Origin of the sequence: Pseudomonas sp. B707, from assembly GCF_022496685.1 — a bacterium.
Taxonomy (GTDB): domain Bacteria; phylum Pseudomonadota; class Gammaproteobacteria; order Pseudomonadales; family Pseudomonadaceae; genus Aquipseudomonas; species Aquipseudomonas paraglycinae.
Genome location: NZ_WTVE01000031.1, coordinates 184,781 through 204,009, shown reverse-complemented (window position 1 = coordinate 204,009; position 19,229 = coordinate 184,781). Strand labels below are relative to the sequence as shown.

19 protein-coding genes are annotated in these 19,229 nt (G+C 63.3%); 13 read left to right on the top strand and 6 right to left on the bottom strand.

Translation table 11 applies throughout. From position 1 onward, the window contains the following. Positions 1-53: 53 nt before the first annotated feature. Genes GQX66_RS19960 through GQX66_RS19950 form a run of 3 tightly spaced genes read right to left on the bottom strand, consistent with a single transcriptional unit; the run spans position 54 to position 2,635 of the window. Positions 54-1,103 (bottom strand): alkene reductase, encoded by a 1,050-nt coding sequence (locus tag GQX66_RS19960; RefSeq protein ID WP_011332832.1) that lies wholly within the window; start codon positions 1,101-1,103, stop codon positions 54-56. Between the two features lie 32 nt (positions 1,104-1,135). Continuing rightward, positions 1,136-2,299 (bottom strand): MFS transporter, encoded by a 1,164-nt coding sequence (locus tag GQX66_RS19955; protein WP_011332833.1) that lies wholly within the window; start codon positions 2,297-2,299, stop codon positions 1,136-1,138. Positions 2,300-2,332: 33 nt separating this feature from the next. Next, positions 2,333-2,635 (bottom strand): helix-turn-helix transcriptional regulator, encoded by a 303-nt coding sequence (locus tag GQX66_RS19950; RefSeq protein WP_007957866.1) that lies wholly within the window; start codon positions 2,633-2,635, stop codon positions 2,333-2,335. A gap of 171 nt (positions 2,636-2,806) precedes the next feature. Here GQX66_RS19950 and GQX66_RS19945 point away from each other — a divergent pair, with 171 nt between their 5' ends. After that, positions 2,807-3,379, top strand: coding sequence for an ACP phosphodiesterase (locus GQX66_RS19945; protein WP_064382979.1), 573 nt, complete (start codon positions 2,807-2,809; stop codon positions 3,377-3,379). 14 nt (positions 3,380-3,393) lie between these two features. Here the strand turns inward: GQX66_RS19945 and GQX66_RS19940 are convergent, their stop codons facing one another. Together GQX66_RS19940 and olsB are read right to left on the bottom strand one after the other, a co-directional pair. Continuing rightward, positions 3,394-4,188 carry a lysophospholipid acyltransferase family protein gene (locus tag GQX66_RS19940; RefSeq protein ID WP_085748208.1) on the bottom strand — a complete coding sequence of 265 codons (795 nt, stop codon included), beginning with the start codon at positions 4,186-4,188 and terminating at the stop codon, positions 3,394-3,396. Beyond that, positions 4,188-4,943 carry an L-ornithine N(alpha)-acyltransferase gene (gene olsB / locus GQX66_RS19935; protein WP_007957877.1) on the bottom strand — a complete coding sequence of 252 codons (756 nt, stop codon included), beginning with the start codon at positions 4,941-4,943 and terminating at the stop codon, positions 4,188-4,190. The genes GQX66_RS19940 and olsB overlap by 1 nt, the downstream gene beginning before the upstream one ends. Positions 4,944-5,096: 153 nt before the next feature. Here olsB and GQX66_RS19930 point away from each other — a divergent pair, with 153 nt between their 5' ends. The 9 genes from GQX66_RS19930 to GQX66_RS19890 all read left to right on the top strand — a co-directional run bounded on the left by GQX66_RS19930 (position 5,097) and on the right by GQX66_RS19890 (position 14,236). Then, positions 5,097-6,002, top strand: coding sequence for an acyl-CoA dehydrogenase family protein (locus tag GQX66_RS19930; protein ID WP_085748209.1), 906 nt, complete (start codon positions 5,097-5,099; stop codon positions 6,000-6,002). Positions 6,003-6,033: 31 nt separating this feature from the next. Continuing rightward, on the top strand, positions 6,034-7,113 hold the full coding sequence (locus GQX66_RS19925) for a serine hydrolase (RefSeq protein ID WP_085748210.1): 1,080 nt from the start codon (positions 6,034-6,036) through the stop codon (positions 7,111-7,113). Further along, positions 7,110-7,412 (top strand): amidase, encoded by a 303-nt coding sequence (locus tag GQX66_RS19920; RefSeq protein ID WP_134022684.1) that lies wholly within the window; start codon positions 7,110-7,112, stop codon positions 7,410-7,412. The genes GQX66_RS19925 and GQX66_RS19920 overlap by 4 nt, the downstream gene beginning before the upstream one ends. A gap of 143 nt (positions 7,413-7,555) precedes the next feature. Further along, positions 7,556-8,731: a M20 aminoacylase family protein gene (locus GQX66_RS19915; protein WP_102718194.1), complete on the top strand. Its 1,176-nt coding sequence runs from the start codon at positions 7,556-7,558 to the stop codon at positions 8,729-8,731. A 79-nt stretch (positions 8,732-8,810) separates the two neighbouring features. After that, positions 8,811-10,121, top strand: a complete 1,311-nt coding sequence (locus tag GQX66_RS19910) for a citrate-proton symporter (protein ID WP_240870855.1) — start codon at positions 8,811-8,813, stop codon at positions 10,119-10,121. Beyond that, a complete protein-coding gene (locus tag GQX66_RS19905; RefSeq protein ID WP_240870851.1) occupies positions 10,118-11,575 on the top strand; it encodes an amidase in 1,458 nt (485 codons plus the stop codon). Before GQX66_RS19910 ends, GQX66_RS19905 begins: the two co-directional genes overlap by 4 nt. 59 nt (positions 11,576-11,634) lie before the next feature. Next, complete coding sequence (locus GQX66_RS19900) at positions 11,635-12,405, top strand: helix-turn-helix domain-containing protein (RefSeq protein WP_085748215.1); 771 nt, start codon at positions 11,635-11,637, stop codon at positions 12,403-12,405. Between the two features lie 81 nt (positions 12,406-12,486). Continuing rightward, entirely contained in the window at positions 12,487-13,077 is a 591-nt protein-coding gene (locus GQX66_RS19895) for a YceI family protein (RefSeq protein ID WP_085605441.1), read from the top strand. Position 13,078: 1 nt separating this feature from the next. Then, a complete protein-coding gene (locus GQX66_RS19890) occupies positions 13,079-14,236 on the top strand; it encodes a phosphatidylserine/phosphatidylglycerophosphate/cardiolipin synthase family protein (protein ID WP_236191642.1) in 1,158 nt (385 codons plus the stop codon). Positions 14,237-14,376: 140 nt separating this feature from the next. On the opposite strand, the gene bglX is transcribed toward GQX66_RS19890, so the two are convergent. After that, a complete protein-coding gene (gene bglX / locus GQX66_RS19885) occupies positions 14,377-16,668 on the bottom strand; it encodes a beta-glucosidase BglX (RefSeq protein WP_085748217.1) in 2,292 nt (763 codons plus the stop codon). Positions 16,669-16,927: 259 nt separating this feature from the next. Between bglX and GQX66_RS19880 the strand changes: the two genes are divergently transcribed. Genes GQX66_RS19880 through GQX66_RS19870 form a run of 3 tightly spaced genes read left to right on the top strand, consistent with a single transcriptional unit; the run spans position 16,928 to position 18,948 of the window. Further along, the gene (locus GQX66_RS19880) at positions 16,928-17,536 is read left to right on the top strand and encodes a LemA family protein (RefSeq protein ID WP_007957897.1); all 609 of its coding nucleotides are present in this window, start codon (positions 16,928-16,930) and stop codon (positions 17,534-17,536) included. A 13-nt stretch (positions 17,537-17,549) separates the two neighbouring features. Then, positions 17,550-18,302 carry a TPM domain-containing protein gene (locus GQX66_RS19875; RefSeq protein ID WP_240870847.1) on the top strand — a complete coding sequence of 251 codons (753 nt, stop codon included), beginning with the start codon at positions 17,550-17,552 and terminating at the stop codon, positions 18,300-18,302. 28 nt (positions 18,303-18,330) lie between these two features. Continuing rightward, positions 18,331-18,948: a TPM domain-containing protein gene (locus GQX66_RS19870; RefSeq protein WP_085605448.1), complete on the top strand. Its 618-nt coding sequence runs from the start codon at positions 18,331-18,333 to the stop codon at positions 18,946-18,948. Positions 18,949-19,229 lie beyond the last annotated feature (281 nt).

The window sequence follows — 19,229 nt, the reverse complement described above, 5'->3', positions numbered from 1 at the left end:
AAAAAGCCCCCGACTCTCGCGAGTCGGGGGCTTTTGTGTTTCTGCGGTGCGGCTTACAGCGTCGGGTAGTCGAGGTAGCCGACCGCGCCTTTGCCGTAGAAGGTTTCCGGGTGCGGTTCGTTCAGCGGCGCATCCGCCTTCAAACGAGCCGGCAGGTCCGGGTTGGCAATGAACGGGATGCCGAATGCCACGGCGTCAGCCTTGCCCTCGGCCAGCCACGCGTTGGCGCTGTCCTTGGTGAAGCGTTCGTTGGCGATGTACGCGCCGCCGAAGGCTTCTTTCAGTTGTGGGCCGAGGCTGTCGGCACCTTCTTTCTCGCGGGAGCAGATGAAGGCGATGCCACGCTTGCCCAGCTCGCGGGCCACGTAGGTGAAGGTTTCGGCCAGGTTGTCGTCGCCCATGTCATGGGAGTCGGCGCGTGGTGCCAGGTGTACGCCGACACGGCCGGCGCCCCAGACTTCGATCGCGGCGTCGGTCACTTCCAGCAGCAGGCGGGCGCGGTTTTCCAGGGAGCCGCCGTAGTTGTCGGTGCGCTGGTTGGTGCTGCTTTGCAGGAACTGGTCGAGCAGGTAGCCGTTGGCGCCGTGGATTTCCACGCCGTCGAAACCGGCTGCCTTGGCGTTCTCTGCACCGACGCGGTAAGCGTCGACGATGTCGGCGATTTCAGCGGTTTCCAGTGCGCGCGGGGTTGGATAGTCGGCCAGCGGGCGAACCAGGCTGACATGGCCTTTTGGCTGGATGGCGCTCGGTGCAACCGGCGTTTCGCCGTTCAGGTACGACGGGTGGGAGATCCGGCCGACGTGCCACAGTTGCAGGACGATCTTGCCGCCGGCGGCGTGAACGGCTTTGGTCACGTTGGTCCAGCCGCGCACCTGATCGTTGGACCAGATGCCCGGGGTGTCCGGGTAGCCGACGCCCATCGGGGTCACCGAGGTGGCTTCGCTGAGGATCAGGCCGGCCGAGGCGCGCTGTACGTAGTACTCGGCCATCAGCGCGTTGGGTACGCGGCCTTCGTCGGCGCGGCAGCGGGTCAGCGGCGCCATGATGATGCGGTTGGACAGCTCAAGGTCGCCCAGTTTGATCGGATCGAAAATTGTTGCCATGAGATACAACCCTCGTGAGGTAAGTGAGTGAATCAGTTAGCGGTGGCCAGCTCGGGATTGCCGTTCTGGCGGAATGTGATCAGGGTTACCAGCAGTGCCAGGACCGCGAGTGCTGCGGCAGCAAGAGGCACGCTGGTCAGGCCGTAGCCGTGGGCGATGACGCTGCCGCCGACCCAGGCGCCGAGGGCGTTGCCGACGTTGAAGGCGCCGATGTTCAGGGTCGACACCAGGTTCGGTGCGGCCTGGCCGTAGGTCACGACGTTCACTTGCAGGGCCGGCACGGCGGCGAAACACGCGGTGGCCCAGAGGAACAGGGTGATTTCGGTCGGGATCAGCGCGATGCTGGTCCAGGTCAGTACGGTAGAGGTCACGGCCATCGCGATGAATACGCCGATCAGCGTCGCGGCCAGGCCTTTATCGGCCAGTTTGCCGCCAATGATGTTGCCGACGGTCAAGCCCAGGCCGATGAGCATCAGGGTCCAGGTCACGCCACGGGGCGAGACACCGGTGACATCGCCCAGCAGCGGTGCGACGTAGGTGAACAACGTGAACACCGAGGCGGCGAACAGCGCGGTCATGCTCAGCGACAGCCAGATCCCGGCGCCCTTGAGCGCGGCCAGTTCGGCGCGCATGTCGAGTTTTTCTTCGTCACGCTTGGCCGGCAGGAAGCGGATCAGGCCGATCAGCGCGATCACACCGATCACGGTCACTGCCCAGAAGGTCGAGCGCCAGCCGGCTTCCTGACCGAGCGCAGTGCCCAGCGGTACGCCCAGCACGTTGGCCAGGGTCAGGCCGGTGAACATCAGGGCCACGGCCGAGGCGCGTTTGTTCGGCGCCACCAGGTTGGCCGCGACCACCGAACCGATGCCGAAGAACGCACCGTGGCAGAGGGCTGTAACGACACGGGCGAACATCAGCACGTTGTAATCAGTGGCGATGGCGCAGAGCAGGTTGCCGATAATGAAAATGCCCATCAGCGTTACCAGTGCAGCCTTGCGCGGCAGTTTTGCAGTGGCCATTGCCATGAACGGTGCACCAATCGCCACGCCCAGGGCGTAGCCGGTCACCAGCCAGCCGGCGCCGGGGATCGACACACCGAGGTCGGCCGCCACATTGGGCAGCAGGCCCATGATGACGAACTCGGTGGTGCCGATGGCGAAGGCGCTCAAGGCGAGTATGAGTAGCGAGAGGGGCATCGTTTGATCCTTTTGGCTGGCTGACGTTAAGGGTCAGAGCTCTTTGCTGAGGGTGCTGAGGAACGCCTGGATCACGTCCTCGTTGCGTTTGAAAAAGTGCCACTGGCCGGCTTTCTGGCTGCTGATCAGCCCGGCCCGTTGCAGGGTGGCCAGGTGGGCGGAAACGGTCGATTGCGACAGGCCGCAGCGTTGATCGATCTGCCCGGCGCAGATGCCGTACTCGTGGTTGTGGATCTGTTCCGGAAACTGGGCTTTCGGGTCTTTCAGCCAGTTGAGGATGTCTCGCCGTACTGGGTGTGCCAGGGCTTTTATTATTTCGTCGAGGTCAATGTTCATGGCTGGGTGCTCGTGATGTGTGTAGCGCTATATCGCGATGAGGCGAACTTTATATCGGTACTTCGCGATACACCAATATGAATTTGATCTGACGACCGCATAAATCGGTATATCGGGTTATAACGATATGTGAGGTGTAAACAAACGCGGGCGCGGTGCTAAGCTGCGCCCATGAACTATCTCGCACATTTACACCTCGGTGGCCAGCGCCCCGGTCAACTGCTCGGCAGTCTGTATGGCGATTTCGTCAAAGGGCGGCTGCAAGGGCAGTTCGACCCTGAGATCGAAGCGGCGATTGCCCTGCATCGGCAAATCGACGTGTTCACTGATCGCCATCCGTTGGTGGACGCCTCACTGGCGCGGTTCTCCACGACTCGCCGCCGTTACGCGGGCATCGTCCTCGACGTGTTTTTCGATCATTGCCTGGCCCGCGACTGGACGCAGTACGCCGACCGGCCGCTCGGTCAATTCACCACCGACGTCTACCGCGTGCTGTCCAGCGAGCGGCAATTGCCCGAGCGCCTGGCGAGGATCGCCCCGCACATGGTGGCCAATGACTGGTTGGGCTCGTATCAGGAGTTCGAAGTGCTGGAGCAGGTGTTGCGCGGCATCTCCCGACGCCTGACCCGGCCCGAAGAACTGGCGGGGGCGATGGAGGAATTGCGCCGGTTGTACGAACCGTTGAGCGAGGACTTTCGTTTGTTCTACCCACAGCTGCAGGACTTTGCCGGCCGGCAGCTGTAGGCAGAAGTCGCCGATCAGGCCGCGATCAGATCGCGGGCATGTTGTGCTTCGACCGGTTTGACCACATCGCCGAACAAGGCTTTCTGCACCGCCTGCTGCGCCTCGAACGCCAGTGCCGCGCGTTCCCGGCCCTGGCAGGCAATCGGCTTGAGCAGATGGATTTCGACATCGCCGCAGTCATTGCTGAACAGGCGCATCAGGTGCGACAGCAGATCATCGTCACCAATGAACGGCGCCAGCGAATCGATCTTGCCCTCGCGCAGATAACGGATCGCCACCGGTTGCAGCTTCACCTCGGAATCGATTGCCGCCGACAGCAGGCGACCATGAAAGGTACGCAGCGAACGGCCGTCGGTGGTGGTGCCTTCCGGGAACATCAGCAGCGGATGATCGGTTTGCAGGTGACGGGTCATCTGCTTGCGGATCAACTGGCTGTCGCCCGAACCGCGACGGATGAACAGGCTGCCGGCCTTCGCCGCCAGCCAACCGGCCACCGGCCAGGTGCGCACTTCGGCCTTGGACAGAAACGACAGCGGCGTGAGCATGCCGAGCAGCGGAATGTCGGTCCACGACACATGGTTGCTGACCCACAGCATCGGCTGTTTCGGCAGCTCGCCGTGAACGGTCACGCGAAAGGGCAGGGCATTGCTCAAACGCGCCATGAAAAACCGCGACCAGCGCTGCCGACGCTCCATCGAATGGGCCAGGCCCAAACGCTCGAACACCCCGAAGACACTGGCCATGCTCAGACCCAGCGTCACCACCAGCAGCACTCGCGCGATCCGCGCGTACACCCGCAGCCGGCTCATTACACAGCCGCCTTGAAGTGCTTGGCGTAGCGCGGGCAGAGTTCGTCGCGCTTGAGCAGGATGAACACGTCGGCGACCTGGAAATCTTCGTCCCAGCACGGCTCGCCACAGATCTTCGCGCCAAGACGCATGTAGGCCTTGAGCAGCGGCGGCATTTCGGCGATCACGTTCGACGGAATGTCGAGGCTCGGCAGCGGATTCTTCGGTTCGGCGCGCAGGTGTTCGGTGCACAGATAACGCTCGCGCAGGCGCTGCATGATCGCGTGGGCCTGCACGCCGCCGTCCTGCATCGGGATGCTCGCGCAGCCCATCAGATAGCTGTAGCCCCCCTGATTCAGCACTTCGGCCAGTTCGCCCCAAAGCACGGCGATGGTGCCGCCGTTGCGGTAGGCCGGGTCGACGCAGGTGCGACCGATTTCCAGGATCGGACCTTGCAGGCCGGCGAGGCCGTGCAGGCTGAATTCTTCTTCGCTGTAGAACTTGCCCAGGCTGCTGGCGGCGGTGTGATCGAGCAAACGGGTGGTCGCCACCAGGCGGCCGGTGTTCAGGTCACGCACGCCGATGTGGCTGCAGTGAACATCATAGTCATCCATGTCCAGACCCAGCTCCGCGCCATTCAGCTTGGCGTTGAACTCGCCGCTGAACACGTTGAAGCGCAAGGCCTGGGCTTGCTGCAAGGCCTCGGCGCCGATCAGGCGTTCGGCTTGCAGGCGGCGTTCATTGCCGGTGTCGCTGATGCGGGCGATCTGAGTCATGTGAATCTCCGTACGGGCCTTTAACCCGTCATGGGTTGCAGCCGATCGACTTTCTTTATGCAGCCGTGTTGTGCAAAGTCAGGCTATGTAGCCCCGGTGTCATCGCCATGAATGTTTGGTGATGCTTATATGACAGCCCACGAGGAGCCTCTGATGACCTGGTCGACCCTGCTGGAATGCCGCGAACGCCTGCCCGCCATTGCCGATCTGGCGGAGGGCTTCGCCACGTTGCTGCAGCAACTGGGCAGCGTGACGCCGTTCGAACTGGCGGTGGCGGGAGGGCGGCGGATGGCGACGCCGGGGCTGGCGTTTCTGGTGGGTTATCAGGCGGCGTTGCGCATGCTCTGGCCGAGCGCGCCGCCGAGCCTCGGTGCGATGTGCGCGACCGAGCAGCGCAGCCTGCGCCCGGCGGACATGCAGACCCGGCTCACGGATCTGCGCCTCACCGGGCAAAAGGATTTCGTCACCGCCGGCGATGCGGCGGACTGGCTGCTGATCGCCGCGCGCAGTGAACAACCCGGCGAATCACCGCGCCTGAGCCTGGCGGTGGTGTACCCCGGCGAACCCGGCGTGCGGGTGGAAAAACTCCCGGCGCTGCCGCTGATGCCGGACATCAGCCATGGTCGGCTGCATCTCGATGATGCGTTGTGTGAGCTGCTCGCCGGGGACGGTTGGGATGCCTACGTCAAACCGTTCCGCACCCTTGAAGACGTTTACGTGTTGAGCGCGATGACCGCGTGGCTGTACGGCGTCGCTCAGGACAGCGGCTGGCCGCAGCCGCTGCAATTGCGCTTGCTGGCGCTGTTGGCCGGTTGCGCGGAAGTGAGTCGCCAGCCGCCGAACAATCCCGCCGGGCATGTGTTGCTCGGTGGTTTGTTTGCGCAGTTCGACGGGCTTAAAGAGGAAGTCGATCAGGCACTGCGTGACGGCAATCCCGAGTGGGCGACGATGTGGCAGCGCGATCAATCGGTCATGCAACTGGCGGCTGGCGCGCGGGCCAAACGACTGGCCAAGGCGTTGGCGGCTAACCAAAACACTTCTGTCATGAACCCCGGCTAGTCTTGTCAGGTTCATCTCCAGAGCCCTCACCATGTTCAAAGGCCTGTCCCTGTTTCTGCTGCTGATCAGCTTCACGGTTCAGGCCGAACAATGGCCGGGCGAGCAGTGGTCGACCGGCCCGAAACTCACCAGCCCGGCCGTCGATGCATTGGAGGCCTACGCCTTCCCGACCCGCGATGACAGCACCCGAAAAGGCATCCGCACCGACGCCTTGCTGGTGATCCGTGACGGCCAGCTCATCTACGAACGCTACGCCGCCGCGACCACCGCCGACACTCCGCACCTGACCTGGTCGATCAGCAAAAGCCTGATGGCCGCGGTGCTCGGCGTGGCGTACGGCGAAGGCCTGTTCAAGCTCGATGATCCGGCCGCGAAGTTTTATCCGGCGCTGGAAAAACACCCGGCCATTACCCTCAAGGATCTGCTGCACTGGGCCTCGGGCATCGACTGGCAGGAAGACTACGAATACGCCCCGCTGAAATCCTCGGTGGTGGCGATGCTCTACACCCGTGGCCACCGCGACATGGCCGCCTTCACCGCCGATCACGACAGCTACGCGCCAGCGGGGCAGGCGTTCCGCTATTCCAGCGGCGACAGCAATCTGTTGGCGGCGGCGCTGAAAACCATCGTCGGTCCGCAGCGTTATCCCGACTATCCGTGGACAGCGCTTTTCGATCCTTTGGGCATCCGCCATGCCACATGGGAAACCGACGCGACGGGCACGTTCGTCGCCTCTTCATACGCCTATATGACGGCCCGGGATCTGGCGCGAATCGGCCTGCTGATGGAACGGGACGGACGCTGGAACGACCGGCAGTTGCTGCCCAAAGACTGGGTCGCCTTCAACCGACAACCCTTCGCCGGCTACAAGGCCCATCAGGACGAAGCCGTGCCCGGCGGCCAGTGGTGGCTCAATCGCCCGGCAGACGGCGCCGCCTCGCCATGGTCCGACGCACCACCCGACACCTTCGTCGCTCTCGGCCACTGGGGTCAGGCGCTGTACGTGATCCCGAGTGAGAAACTGGTGATCGTGCGCTACGCCGATGACCGCGATGGCAGCTATCGCCACAACGAATTGCTCAAGCGTGTGCTCGGGGCGGTGCGGCCATGAAACTGTTCAGACGCATCCTGCTGGTGCTGTTGGTCCTGCTGCTGGGTTGGGGCTGGCACGAGCGCGAAAACCTGTGGGCCTTCCCGGACATCATCAGCGCCTACACCGCCAAGGAATATTGTTCGTGCCGTTACGTCATGAACAACGACGCCGAATATTGCCGGGGCTACGTGAAGCAGTGGCTGCCCAGCGAACTGACCGATGACCGCACGCAAAAACTAGTCACCGCCAGCGGGCTGGGACGCAGCAACAGCGCCCGGTGGCAAGGCGAACGCCAGGGCTGTCGCCTGCAACCCTGATCCGGTTCCACCCTGTGGAACCACATTCGATTGTCCTCTCGCGTGTCTCGCGGTTATCTGGCGGTGAGCACGACCTGCCGTTCACGTGTCGTGAAACAACACCGAACAAAAAGACCGGGAACACCCGCGCGAGGAGAACCGTCATGCCCCGACATCAGCACATTCTGGCCTGGCTCAACGACGTGGCCAGCGACCTGCACGCCACCCGCCAAGACATTCACGCCCACCCTGAACTCGGTTTCGAAGAAAGCCGCACCTCGGCGCTGGTCGCCCGGTCGCTCGAAGAGTGGGGCTATGAGGTCCACACCGGCGTCGGCAAGACTGGCGTGGTCGGCGTGCTGCGCAACGGCAGCAGCACACGCAAACTCGGGTTGCGGGCCGACATGGATGCGCTGCCGATCATCGAGAACACCGGTGTCGCCTACAGCAGCCGGCATCAAGGCTGCATGCACGCCTGCGGGCATGACGGGCACACCGCGATGCTGCTCGGTGCGGCGCGTTATCTGGCCGCGACCCGCCAGTTCGACGGCACCCTGACGCTGATTTTCCAGCCCGCCGAAGAGGGCCAGGGCGGGGCGGAAGCGATGCTCGCCGATGGCCTGCTCGAACGCTTTCCGTGCGATGCACTGTTCGGCATGCACAACATGCCGGGCCTGCCGGCGGGGCATCTGGGCTTTCGCGAAGGGCCGATGATGGCTTCGCAGGATCTGCTCACGGTGACGATTGAAGGCGTCGGCGGCCACGGCTCGATGCCGCATCTGGCGGTGGATCCGTTGGTCGCTGCGGCCAGTGTGGTGATGGCTTTGCAAACCGTGGTCGCGCGCAACATCGACGCGCAGCAGGCAGCGGTGGTGACGGTCGGCGCATTGCTGGCCGGCGAAGCGGCGAACGTGATTCCGCAACAGGCGATCCTGCGCCTGAGCCTGCGTGCGCTGAATGCCGAGGTTCGCGAACAGACCCTGAACCGCGTGCGCTCGATCATCGAAGCCCAGGCCGAAAGCTTCGGCTGTACCTCGACCATCGAACATCGCCCGGCCTACCCGGTGCTGGTCAACCACGCCGCCGAAAACGAGTTCGCCCGTCAGGTCGGCGTCGAACTGGTCGGCGCCGACGCCGTCGATGGCAACACACCCAAACTGATGGGCAGCGAGGACTTCGCCTGGATGCTCCAGCGCTGCCCCGGCGCGTACCTGTTCATCGGCAACGGCGTGGCGCGGCCGATGGTGCATAACCCGGCCTACGATTTTAACGATGACATTCTGCTGACCGGCGCGGCGTATTGGGGCGCGCTCACCGAGAGCTGGCTCAAGCCGGCCTGATTTCTTCACTTTTTGCTGCCGCTGGAACGCAGGTGCGCACCTGCCTGCGTGGTCAACCCACAGCTTCTGGAGAATCCCCATGCAGACTTCGAACGCAGGCGTTTCGCGCACCCGGCAAGTGGTCGCCGCCGTCATCGGCAACGCCCTGGAATGGTACGACTTCATCGTTTACGGCTTTCTGGCGAGCATCATCGCCCGCCAGTTTTTCCCGTCCGACGACGACTACGCTTCGCTGCTGATGGCGCTGGCAACTTTCGGCGTCGGCTTTTTCATGCGCCCGGTGGGCGGCATCCTGCTCGGCATTTATTCCGACCGCAAAGGTCGCAAAGCCGCGATGCAGATGATCATCCGCCTGATGACCGTGTCCATCGCCCTGATCGCGTTCGCGCCGAACCACGCCGCCATCGGCATGGGCGCGCCGTTGCTGATCGTGGTGGCGCGGATGCTTCAGGGCTTTGCCACGGGCGGCGAATACGCCAGCGCCACGGCGTTTCTGGTGGAGAGCGCGCCGGCCCATCGCAAGGGCTTGTACGGATCGTGGCAACTGGTCGGGCAATGCCTGGCGGTGTTCAGCGGCGCGGCGATGGTGGCGCTGGTCACGCACCTGTTTTCCCCTGAGGCGCTGGACAGTTGGGGCTGGCGGATTCCGTTCGTGCTCGGCCTGTTGATCGGCCCGGTGGGCCTGTGGATTCGCAAGCACATGGAAGAGCCGGAAGAATTTCTCGAAGCGCGCAAGAAAGCGAAAGGCGCAGCCCCCGGCCTGTGGCAGGTACTGCGCGAACATCGCCGCAGCCTGCTGGTGTCGATGGGCCTGGCATGCGGGGCGACGGTGTCGTTCTACGTGGTGCTGGTGAACATGCCGACCTTCGCCCACAAGAATCTCGGCCTGCCGCTGGATCAGGTGTTGCTGGTGCAGATGCTTGCGGTAGGGTTGATGACCGTGGTGATTCCATTCTCCGGCGCACTGTCGGATCGCCTCGGTCGGCGGCCGGTGCTGATGGCCTTCACTTTGGCGTTTTTCGTCATGGTCTATCCGCTGTATGTGTGGGTCGCGGCGGCGCCTTCGATCGAGCGCCTGCTGGTGATGCAACTGCTGCTGTGCACGGCGATTGGCGGGTTCTTCGGTCCGGCTCCGACGGCGCTGGCCGAGCAGTTCCCGATTGAAGTGCGCTCCACCGGCGTGTCGGTGGCCTACAACGTGGCGGTAATGGTGTTCGGTGGTTTCGCGCCGCTGATCGTCACCTGGCTGAGTAAAGTTCTGAACACCCCGGTGGCGCCGTCGTTCTATGTCTTGTTCGCTTGCCTGCTGACCCTGCTCGGTACTTACTGTTTGCAGGAGGCACCACGCGCGAAGAAATCCGTTGCGCTCAACCTGGGAGTGAAACCGTGAGTCCGTTAGCCATTGATCCGATTGTCGCCCTCGACGCCGATGCGCTGTCCCGGGCGATTCATGCCCGCAAGGTGTCGTGCCGCGAGGTGATGCAGGCGTATCTGACGCACATCGACCGCTTCAATCCGGCGGTCAATGCGCTGGTCTCGCTGCGCCCTCAGGACGTGTTGTTAAGCGAAGCCGATGAGTGCGACCGACAACTGGATCGCGGCGAATCCCGGGGCTGGATGCACGGCATGCCCCAGGCCATCAAAGACCTGGCGGCCACCGCCGGATTGCGCACGACCCTCGGCTCGCCGCTGTTCGCCGAGCAAGTGCCGCAGCACGATGCGATCAGCGTGGCGCGGGTGCGCGCCTGCGGCGCGATCATCATCGGCAAAAGCAACGTACCGGAATTCGGCCTCGGCTCGCAGACCTACAACAGCGTGTTCGGCACCACCACCAACGCCTACGATCCGGGCCTGATCGCCGGCGGCAGCAGCGGCGGAGCGGCGGTGGCGCTGGCCCTGCGTCTGCTGCCGGTGGCCGACGGCAGCGACATGATGGGATCGCTGCGCAACCCGGCGGCGTTCAACAACGTGTTCGGCTTCCGCCCGTCCCAAGGCCGCGTGCCCCATGGCCCGATGCCGGAAATGTTCGTCCAGCAACTGGCCACCGAAGGCCCGATGGGGCGCACGGTCACCGACGTCGCGCGATTGCTTTCGACCCAGGCCGGCTACGATCCGCGCGTGCCGCTGTCGCTGGCCGATGAGCCACGGGATTTCGGGCTGGATCTGCAACAGGACTGCAGCGGTCTGCGCCTCGGCTGGCTCGGCGATTACAACGGCTATCTTCCGATGGACGATGGCGTGTTGAGCCTGTGCGAATCGGCGCTGGCGGATTTCAGTGCGCTGGGCTGTCAGGTCGAGGCCTGCCAGCCGGACTTCTCCATGGAACGCCTGTGGCAGACCTGGCTCACCCACCGGCATTTTCTGGTGCAGGGCAGCCTCGGCGCGGCCTATGCCGACCCGCAAAAACGGGCGCTGCTCAAACCCGAAGCGCAATGGGAAATCGAGGGCGGTCTGCGTCTGACCGCTGCCGAGGTCTATCAGGCGTCGGTGGCACGCAGCGAGTGGTATCGCGCGTTGAGCGAGTTGTTCGAACGTTACGATTTCCTGCTGTTGCCCACCGCCCAGGTGTTCCCTTTTGATGCACAGCAGCCGTGGCCGCGAGTCGTCGGCGGGCAAACCATGGACACCTATCACCGCTGGATGGAGGTGGTGATCGGCCCGACCCTGGCGGGGTTGCCGAGCATCAGCGTGCCGGTGGGTTTCAACCCGGCCGGGCTGCCGATGGGCCTGCAAATCATCGGCCCGGCCCAGGCGGATCGGGCGGTATTGCAACTGGCCTACGCCCATGAACAGCTGACCCGCTGGGTCGAACGGCGACCGCCGGCATGCCTGCAATCGGCCTGAGCGGCCCGCATCTTGCTGCACGAAGTGATCTTTCATCCGTATCCATGGAGGTCGAACACATGGGCAGCAAGGCAGACACCGGCAGCGTGCGCTCGGTCGAACGGGCGCTGGCCATCGTCGAGTTGCTCGGCGAGCATCAGGCGCTGGGGCTGGAGGAATTGCACTACCTGACGACTCTGCCCAAGGCCACGGTGTCGCGGATGCTCGCGACCTTGCAGGAGCAGGGCTGGATCTATCGCGGCCTCAGCGACCGTCGCTACCGGTTGTGCGCCAAACGGCTGTTCGGTGATCGTCAGCAACGTTTCAAGCGCCACCTGGTGGAAAGCGCCGCGCCGATGCTGCTGGAACTCAGCGAACGCACCGGGCTGGTGGCGGATCTGTCGTGCTTCGACGGCGAGCGGGTCGAAGTCATGGAAAGCGCGATCCCGCAAGTGCTGCGCAAACGCTATCCGAACAACTGTCAGATCGTCGGCCATCACGCCAGCCTGTTTCATTCGGCGATGGGCCGCGCGTGCCTTGGCGAACTCGACAGCCAGGACGTTAAGCGTCTGGCCGAACGCGAACAACTGGCGGATGACGGTGTGTTGCAGGCCACCGAACAAGCCTTGCATCAGGGCTTCGGCCAGCGCACCGAAGGCTATTGGGAATACCCGGTGCGCCTGCCGTTCCTGATTCGTGCGGTGGCGTTGCCGATCCGTGCCCAAGGGCGGCTGGTCGGCAGCATGGCGCTGCACTGGCCGATGGATCAGGCGCCGGTGGAGCGGGTGCTGAGCCTGCACCTCAACAGCCTCGCGTCGACCATCGGCGAGGTGCAGCAGGCACTGGCCTGAGTGTTTGCAGAGACTGACAGTTTGCAATAACGCCACGGCCAGTTAAGGTTCGTGCAGGTTTATCGGCCCCACGAGTCTTCAATGTTCAACCGTTCTCTGTGCAACGCCTTCGCCGGCCTGCTGCTGGGCGCCGCTGCGCTGCCGGCCCAGGCCAACTGGTATCTGGACGGCGAGTCGTCGCGGCTGTCGTTCGTCAGCACGAAAAACGCCAACGTGTCCGAAGTGCAGCGCTTTCTGGTGCTGCACGGCAAAGTCGATCCCGATGGCCGCGCCGTGGTCGAAGTCGAACTGGATTCGATCAACAGCGGCATCCCGCTGCGCGACGAGCGCATGCGCAAGGAGTTGTTCCAGATCGAGCAATTCCCCGAAGCGACCATCACTACGCAAATCGACCTGCGCCCGATCAACGATCTGGCCCCCGGCGCGCAGCTTGAATTGCGCCTGCCGCTGACCGTCAACCTGCACGGCAAACAGCACGAATACCCCGCCGAACTGCTCGCCACGCGTCTCGATGACCGACGCTTTCAAGTGGTGACGCTGGAGCCGCTGGTGATCAGCGCCGAGGATTTCGATCTGCTGCCGGGCCTGGAAAGCCTGCGCAACATGGCCGGCCTGTCGGCCATCAGTCTGTCGGTGCCGGTGGGTGCGGTGCTGATCTTCACGGCGCGCTGACATGCGCGGCGCGGTGTTTCCGTGGCGTGATGGCAACCGCTTCGAGCTGTTGATCGACGGCCCGCAATTCTTCCCGCGCATGCTCGACGAGATTGCCCGCGCCCGCGAGCAGATCGAACTGGAGCTGTATCTGGTGGAGGCCGGTGCCTGTGCCGAAACCATCGTGCAGGCGTTGGTACTGGCGGCGGAGCGGGGCGTGCGGGTGCGCTGCCTGTTCGACGATTACGGCAGCCTCGCGTTCACCCTCACGTTGCGCCGGCGGCTGACCGGGGCCGGGGTCGAGCTGCGTTTTTACAACCGGCTGAACTGGCGGCGCTGGGTCGGCAATTTCTATCGCGATCATCGCAAGCTGTTGCTGGTCGACCAGCGTCTGGCGGTGGTCGGCGGCACCGGGGTCACCGATGAATTCTGGACGCCGGGCCACGACACCAGCGAATGGCACGAGGTCATGGTGGAAATCACCGGCCCGCTGGTGCTCGACTGGCAGTTGCTGTTCGACCGCCAATGGATCGCCAACCGCCATCGCCGGGCTTGGCGGCCCAACGCGCATTTCGGCTTGCCACGGCTACCGCGTGTGCCGGACACGGGCGAGGGCATGGGCCGCGTGGCTTACGCCGACGCCCGCCAGCATCGCGACATTCTGCAATCGTTGTTCCGTGCACTGAACAGCGGCCAGCAGCGGATCTGGCTGGCGACGCCGTATTTCCTGCCGACCTGGAAAATCCGCCGCTCCCTGCGCAAGGCCGCTGCCCGTGGCCTCGACGTGCGCCTGCTGCTGACCGGGCCGCGCACCGATCATCCGTCGGTGCGCTACGCGGGGCATCGCTACTACCCGCGCCTGCTCAAGGCCGGGGTGAAAATCTACGAATACCAGCCGTGTTTCCTGCACCTGAAAATGGTGCTGGTGGACGATTGGGTCAGCATCGGCTCATGCAATTTCGATCACTGGAATCTGCGCTTCAACCTTGAGGCGAATCTGGAAGCGCTGGACCCGTCATTGACGGCAGCGGTGGCGGCGAGTTTCGAGAAGGACTTCGGCCTGAGTCAGCAGGTGAGTCTGGAGGAATGGCGGAAACGGCCACTGTGGCGGCGGGTGAAGCAGCGGATCTGGGGCTGGGTGGATCGGGTGGTGGTCAATCTCCTGGATCGTCGCGGCTAGTCGCAGCTTTCATACCTTTAGAAGGACCTGTGGGAGCTGGCTTGCCAGCGATAAGGCCGGCACGTTCAACATCTTCGTTGACTGTGCGTCCGCCATCGCTGGCAAGCCAGCTCCCACAAATTTTTGCAGTGTGAAAACTGTTACAGCAACTCAAAGCTCTGCTGCGTCACGTCCTGGGAATCCAGGCCGATCTGCACGTTGAACTTGCCAGGCTCGGCCGCGTACTTGAGCTGGGCGTTGTAGAACTTCAGGTCATCTTCGGTGATGGTGAAGTGCACGACCTTCTGCTCGCCGGCCTTGAGCATGATTTTCTGGAAGTTCTTCAGCTCCTTGACCGGACGGATCATCGATCCGGTGACGTCCTGAATGTACAGCTGCACCACGGTTTCGCCGTCGCGCTTGCCGGTGTTCTTGACCATGACGCTGGCGTCGAGCTTGCCGGTGGCGTTCAGGGTGGTCGACGACAGCGCCATGTCGCTCAGACTGAAGTCGGTGTAGCTCAGGCCGTAACCGAACGGGAACAGGGGACCTGTGGTGTCATCGAAATACTGCGAGGTGTAGTTGCCCGGTTTGCCCGGCGTGAACGGCCGGCCAATGCTCAGGTGGTTGTAGTAGGTCGGGATCTGGCCCACGGAGCGCGGGAAGGTCACCGGCAGTTTGCCCGACGGGTTGTAGTCGCCGAACAGCACGTCGGCGATGGCGTTGCCGCCCTCGGTGCCGCTGAACCAGGTTTCCAGAATCGCGTCAGCCTGTTCTTTCTCTTCGAGGATCGTCAGCGGACGGCCGTTCATCAGCACCAGCACCAACGGCTTGCCGGTGGCCTTCAGGGCACGGATCAGCTCGCGCTGGTTCTCCGGGATATTCAGGTCGGTACGGCTCGACGATTCGTGGGACATGCCACGGGATTCACCCACGGCTGCAACCACAATGTCGGCGTCCTTGGCGGCTTTCACCGCTTCGTCGATCAGCACGTTGGCCGGACGCGGGTCATCGACCACTTCCGGGGCGTCGAAGTTGAGGAAGTTCAGGTAATCGAGGACTTTCTTGTCGCTGGTGATGTTGGCGCCACGGGCGTAGATCAGGTTCGCCTTGTCGCCGATCACATTGCTCATGCCGTCGAACAGGGTCACCGATTGCGCCGGACGACCGGCGGCAGCCCAACTGCCCATCATGTCGATCGGGGCCTTGGCCAGCGGGCCGACCAGCGCGACTTTCGCGGTTTTCTTCAGCGGCAGGGTTTCGTTCTGGTTTTTCAGCAATACCAGGCTGCGACGCGCCACTTCACGGGCGTCGGCGCGGTGCAGACGGCTGTCGGCGTAGGTGTCGGCCGGATCGTCTTCAGCCTTGCCGATGCGCAGGTACGGGTCCTTGAACAGGCCCATGTCGTACTTGGCAGCGAGCACTTCACGCACCGCGTTGTCGATGTCTTTCTGTTCGATCTCGCCGGACTTGAGCAGCCCCGGCAGCTCTTTGCCGTAAAGGGTGTCGTTCATGCTCATGTCGATGCCGGCCTTGATCGCCAGCTTCGCCGCTTCACGACCGTCGCGGGCCACGCCGTGCTTGATCAGTTCGAAGATCGCGCCGTGGTCGCTGACTGCCAGGCCCTTGAAGCCCCAATCCTTGCGCAGCAGGTCGTTCATCAGCCAGGTATTGGCGGTGGCCGGGATGCCGTTGACCGAGTTCAACGCCACCATCACGCCGCCGGCGCCGGCATCGATCGCGGCGCGGTACGGCGGCAGGTAGTCCTGGTACATCTTCACCGGGCTCATGTCGACGGTGTTGTAGTCGCGACCACCCTCGACAGCGCCGTACAGGGCGAAGTGCTTGACGCTGGCCATGATGCTGTCGGCCGCGCTCGGGGTCTCGCCCTGATAGGCCTTGACCATGACTTTGGCGATGCGCGAGGTCAGGTAGGTGTCTTCACCGAAACCTTCGGAGCTGCGGCCCCAGCGCGGGTCGCGGGAGATGTCGACCATCGGCGCGAAGGTGATGTCGAGGCTGTCGGCGGCGGCTTCTTTGGCTGCTACGCGCCCGGACTGGCCGATGGCGTCCATGTCCCAGCTCGATGCCAGGGCCAGCGGAATCGGGAAAATCGTACGGTGACCGTGGATCACGTCGTACGCGAAAAACATCGGAATCTTCAGGCGGCTGCGCATGGCAGCGTCCTGCATCGGGCGGTTTTCCGGGCGGGTGATCGAGTTGAAGGTGCCGCCGATGTTACCGGCGGCGATCTCTTTGCGGATCAGCTCGCGGGGCATTTCCGGGCCGATGCTGATCAGGCGCAACTGGCCGATCTTCTCGTCGAGGGTCATTTGTTTCATCAGGTTACTGATGAACGCATCCTTGTTTTCCAGGGGTACCGGGGTCGTGGCGGCCAGTACTTGATGACTGGCCAGGCTGACGAACAGGCCCAGCAAACACAGCTTCTTCATGAATAGTTTTCTCAAGGGCGCAAACGGCAATGCAATGCCGGCCAGCCAAAATTTAGGGAGCGACTATTGTTGTTCGGGTGTTGACGCAAAAAACGACGCCGAATAAACGCTGCCGGATCGAGCAGCGTGATCGCGCAGGGCCTCTTTTTAGCCCATCGGCCCGCCGCAATCCAGTGGCGCGGGCGATTATGCCCCAAGAGCCGACCGAGAAGGTTTCGCGCTCGTATTTTCATGAAATGTGCAAGGGAGCACCCGTCCGATGAATGTCAGTCCTGTCTACCGCTCGCGTTTGCAGGTCGCCACCTTGCTGGTGCTGGCCACGTTGTTGACCGCTTGCGGCATCAACAACATTCCGACCCTCGACGAACAGGCCAAGGCTGCCTGGGGCCAGGTGCAGAACCAGTACCAGCGCCGCGCCGACCTCATCCCCAATCTGGTGGAAACCGTGAAGGGTTACGCCAAGCATGAAGAGGAAACTCTGACTGCGGTGATCGAGGCCCGGGCCAAGGCGACGTCGATCCAGGTCGATGCCAGCACCCTCGACAACCCGGAAAAACTCAAGCAGTTCCAGCAGGCCCAGGATCAACTGACCGGCGCCTTGAGCCGGTTGATGGTGGTGTCCGAACGTTATCCGGACCTGAAGGCCAACCAGAACTTCCTCGCCCTGCAATCGCAGCTTGAGGGCACGGAAAACCGCATCGCCGTGGCCCGCCGGGACTTCATTCTGGCGGTGCAGAAATACAACACCGAAATCCGCACCTTCCCCGGTCGCCTGTGGCACAGCGTGATGTACAGCGACCTGCCGATCCGCGAGACCTTCGAAGCCACCAGCCCCGGCGCGGACAAGGCCCCGGAAGTGAAGTTCTGACGCGGTGATGCCCATGCGTGTGTTGAAGATGGGCCTGGTGCTGATGCTGTGGCTGTTCGCCGTCAGCGCCGAGGCCGAGTTGACCTTTCCGGCGCTGACCGGGCGGGTGGTGGACGACGCGCAGATGATCGAGCCGTCGGTGCGCGCACAACTGAGCCAGCAGTTGCAGGCCCACGAACAGGCAACCGGTGAGCAGTTGGTGGTCGTGACGTTGCCGAACCTGCAAGGCGCCACCATCGAGGACTACGGCGTCGAACTCGGTCGGCACTGGGGCATCGGCCAGAAGGACAAGAACAACGGCGCCTTGTTGATCGTCGCCCGGGACGAGCGCAAATTGCGCATCGAGGTCGGCTACGGGCTGGAGGACCGGCTGACCGACGCCCAGAGTTCGGTGATCATTCATCAGGTCATCACGCCATCGTTCAAGGCCGGCAACTTCAGCAAGGGCATCAGCGACGGCGTGGCGGCGATGCTGGTGGTGCTGGGCGGCAATCCGCTGGACGAACCTTCCACGGTGTATGAATCGTCTGGCGACCCCGCGGATGATTTCGTCTCGCGGCACCCGGCGTTGTTCGTATTTCTGGTGATGTTGTTCATCCTGACTGTTTTTGTCTGCCAGATGCTCGGTATCCTTCCCGCCGGCCGGGGCGGCTCCGGAGGAGGGGGCGGCTTTGGCGGTGGTGGATTTGGCGGCGGCGGTGGAGGCGGGGGCTTCAGCGGCGGCGGTGGCAGTTTCGGCGGGGGCGGGTCTTCCGGCGGCTGGTGATAACAATAATGAGCAGGCACTTCACGACATGGCATTACTGACTGAACACGAACAACGCAAGGTCGCCGAGGCCATCGCCCGGGTCGAGCGCGACACCGACGCCGAACTGGTGACGGTGCTCGCGGCCCGCGCCGACGACTACGCGTACATCCCGCTGCTGTGGGCCAGTCTGCTGGCGCTGGTGGTGCCGGGGATCGTGCATTACCTGACGGGCTGGCTGACGATGCACAGCCTGTTGCTGGTGCAGTGGGTCAGTTTTGTCGTGCTGTGCCTGGTGTTTCGCCTGCCCAAGGTCACCACTCATCTGATCCCGCGCCATGTCCGGCACTGGCGCGCCTCGAACCTGGCACGTCGGCAGTTTCTCGAACAGAACCTGCATCACACGGTGGGCAGCACCGGCATGCTGATTTTTGTCTGCGAGGCGGAGCGGTATGTGGAGATTCTGGTGGATGAGGGGATTTCCAAGAAGCTGGATAACAAGAGCTGGGACTCGATTGTCGCGGCGTTTACCGAGCAGGTACGGCAGGGGCAGACGTTGCAGGGGTTTGTCACGTGTATCGAGGCGTGCGGCGAGTTGCTCAAGGTGCATGTGCCGGTGACGCAGGTGAGGAATGAGTTGCCCAATCGCTTGGTGGTGTTGGGGTAGTTTCGGCAGTTTTGTAAGACTTGATATCGCAGCCCTCACCCCAGCCCTCCCGAAACGTCGGACCGCCCGGAGGGAGAGGGAGCCGATTGGGGGATATTGAGGAGATACACCGACTTGAACGATTGGCTTTGAATCCATAATCGACTCGATATTTCAGGTCGATGGATAGCGAAAGACATCTCGGTCGGCTCCCTCTCCCTCCGGGAGAGGGCTGGGGTGAGGGCCGCTTTTAAACGCCGTTCGGTAAATAAGAGCGTGTCCCCAACCCCCATCCCCCCTAA

What these genes read in the sequence shown, in the direction of transcription:
- GQX66_RS19940 (WP_085748208.1), bottom strand. Translation starts at nt 4,188, where the DNA reads ATGAGCCGGCTGCGGGTGTACGCGCGGATCGCGCGAGTGCTGCTGGTG.
- GQX66_RS19895 (WP_085605441.1), top strand. Translation starts at nt 12,487, where the DNA reads ATGTTCAACCGTTCTCTGTGCAACGCCTTCGCCGGCCTGCTGCTGGGC.
- GQX66_RS19930 (WP_085748209.1), top strand. Translation starts at nt 5,097, where the DNA reads ATGACCTGGTCGACCCTGCTGGAATGCCGCGAACGCCTGCCCGCCATT.
- GQX66_RS19960 (WP_011332832.1), bottom strand. Translation starts at nt 1,103, where the DNA reads ATGGCAACAATTTTCGATCCGATCAAACTGGGCGACCTTGAGCTGTCC.
- GQX66_RS19925 (WP_085748210.1), top strand. Translation starts at nt 6,034, where the DNA reads ATGTTCAAAGGCCTGTCCCTGTTTCTGCTGCTGATCAGCTTCACGGTT.
- bglX (WP_085748217.1), bottom strand. Translation starts at nt 16,668, where the DNA reads ATGAAGAAGCTGTGTTTGCTGGGCCTGTTCGTCAGCCTGGCCAGTCAT.
- GQX66_RS19920 (WP_134022684.1), top strand. Translation starts at nt 7,110, where the DNA reads ATGAAACTGTTCAGACGCATCCTGCTGGTGCTGTTGGTCCTGCTGCTG.
- GQX66_RS19900 (WP_085748215.1), top strand. Translation starts at nt 11,635, where the DNA reads ATGGGCAGCAAGGCAGACACCGGCAGCGTGCGCTCGGTCGAACGGGCG.
- GQX66_RS19955 (WP_011332833.1), bottom strand. Translation starts at nt 2,299, where the DNA reads ATGCCCCTCTCGCTACTCATACTCGCCTTGAGCGCCTTCGCCATCGGC.
- GQX66_RS19950 (WP_007957866.1), bottom strand. Translation starts at nt 2,635, where the DNA reads ATGAACATTGACCTCGACGAAATAATAAAAGCCCTGGCACACCCAGTA.
- GQX66_RS19875 (WP_240870847.1), top strand. Translation starts at nt 17,550, where the DNA reads ATGCGTGTGTTGAAGATGGGCCTGGTGCTGATGCTGTGGCTGTTCGCC.
- olsB (WP_007957877.1), bottom strand. Translation starts at nt 4,943, where the DNA reads ATGACTCAGATCGCCCGCATCAGCGACACCGGCAATGAACGCCGCCTG.
- GQX66_RS19915 (WP_102718194.1), top strand. Translation starts at nt 7,556, where the DNA reads ATGCCCCGACATCAGCACATTCTGGCCTGGCTCAACGACGTGGCCAGC.
- GQX66_RS19910 (WP_240870855.1), top strand. Translation starts at nt 8,811, where the DNA reads ATGCAGACTTCGAACGCAGGCGTTTCGCGCACCCGGCAAGTGGTCGCC.
- GQX66_RS19945 (WP_064382979.1), top strand. Translation starts at nt 2,807, where the DNA reads ATGAACTATCTCGCACATTTACACCTCGGTGGCCAGCGCCCCGGTCAA.
- GQX66_RS19890 (WP_236191642.1), top strand. Translation starts at nt 13,079, where the DNA reads ATGCGCGGCGCGGTGTTTCCGTGGCGTGATGGCAACCGCTTCGAGCTG.
- GQX66_RS19870 (WP_085605448.1), top strand. Translation starts at nt 18,331, where the DNA reads ATGGCATTACTGACTGAACACGAACAACGCAAGGTCGCCGAGGCCATC.
- GQX66_RS19880 (WP_007957897.1), top strand. Translation starts at nt 16,928, where the DNA reads ATGAATGTCAGTCCTGTCTACCGCTCGCGTTTGCAGGTCGCCACCTTG.